Origin of the sequence: Aminobacter sp. MET-1, assembly GCF_026521175.1 — a bacterium.
Lineage (GTDB): Bacteria > Pseudomonadota > Alphaproteobacteria > Rhizobiales > Rhizobiaceae > Aminobacter.
Map to the genome: position 1 here is coordinate 1 of NZ_JAMSHL010000063.1, position 1,207 is coordinate 1,207.

Annotated in this window: 1 protein-coding gene; it reads right to left on the reverse strand. The window is 58.5% G+C overall.

Annotation, left to right across the window (positions count from 1 at the left end; translation table 11 throughout):
• Nucleotides 1–82: 82 nt before the first annotated feature.
• On the reverse strand, nucleotides 83–1,207 hold a 1,125-nt coding region (locus NDO48_RS29020), incomplete at its 5' end, for a M14 family metallopeptidase (protein ID WP_267322888.1).

Below are 1,207 nucleotides of genomic sequence, written 5' to 3' on the forward strand. Positions count from 1 at the left end.
AACGAAAAAAGCCCCACCACCTTTCGGCAGTGGGGCGATCATAACGAAGCAAGTCGGACTGGAGTTTGTCGACTGACAAACCCTACTCCGGATAGTCTTCGACCGGAGTGCTGCTGCCCTGAATGAGATAGAACAGGAATGGCGTGCCAGGCTCCACTGACGCATCTGTACGTCGCGCACCCACTTCCCCTGCCACTGGGCTTGTGTATTCAGCCACGACGTCGCCAAAGGCGTTTCTCTGGATGGCCACCTTCTGCCCGACTTCTACCCTGTCGTTCAGATTGACGAGCAGTTGGAGGAAGCCGCCATGGGTCGCGATCGAGGCGCCCATCGTATTGCCGACAAAGACCTCACTGTCCCTGCCGGTCCGACCCATGGGACCGGAAATCAGCCCGTGCAGACGGAGCACGTTCATCGTGCCTTCGACGAATAGCGCGATCATATCGAGGTCCAGTCTGCGCGGATTGCCAATCTCCGGGGTCAAGGCTGGTATGCCCTCCGCGATCAATGCGTTAGCAAGAAGCGTCGGATATTGTGGGTCGTCGAAAATCTGGTCGATGGGGAAGAGTTCCGCCATCGCCTTGACCTCTGGATTGGTCATGTCGGCCAAGTGAAATGCCGTCGCGTCCATGCCGGTGGCGGCGGTATGAAAGTCGAGGGCATAGTTCGCATTGGGACGAAGCAGCTTATTGAATACCAACCACGCATGCCGCGAAACGGCATTTGGCCCATTCTCGCTTCCCGGCCACCAGCGATTCATGTCGATAAGTTCGAAGCCGCGTCCCGTGTCTGGCCAGCGGCGCGTCATTCCTTCAATGGCCGGCCGAGAGATGTCGAGAACTGCGAGAACCGTGCCAGCCATGGCTGATGGATCAAGCTGATCCAGCACTGTTTGGATGCAGTGTATCGGGTTCATTTCGTCGCCATGAACACCACTGGTCAGAGCGACGCATTTTCCGGGGCTCGCCCCCTTCACCACAACGACGGCATTGTACCAATGCTGACCAGCCACCCTTTGGACACCTTCGAAGTAGAAGTGGTGCCTGCCGGGTTCGAGGTCGTTCACGTCGAGGGCCCCGATGACCTTTTTGCCTTCGATCACGTCGCCTGTGTAGAGCGTGCCTTTTCCGGCCTGCGCCTGCGTTGCAGTCGCTGTATCCTGCGCGGATGCCGCAGCAACGGTCGATATCAGGGCGGTTGCGCTGGC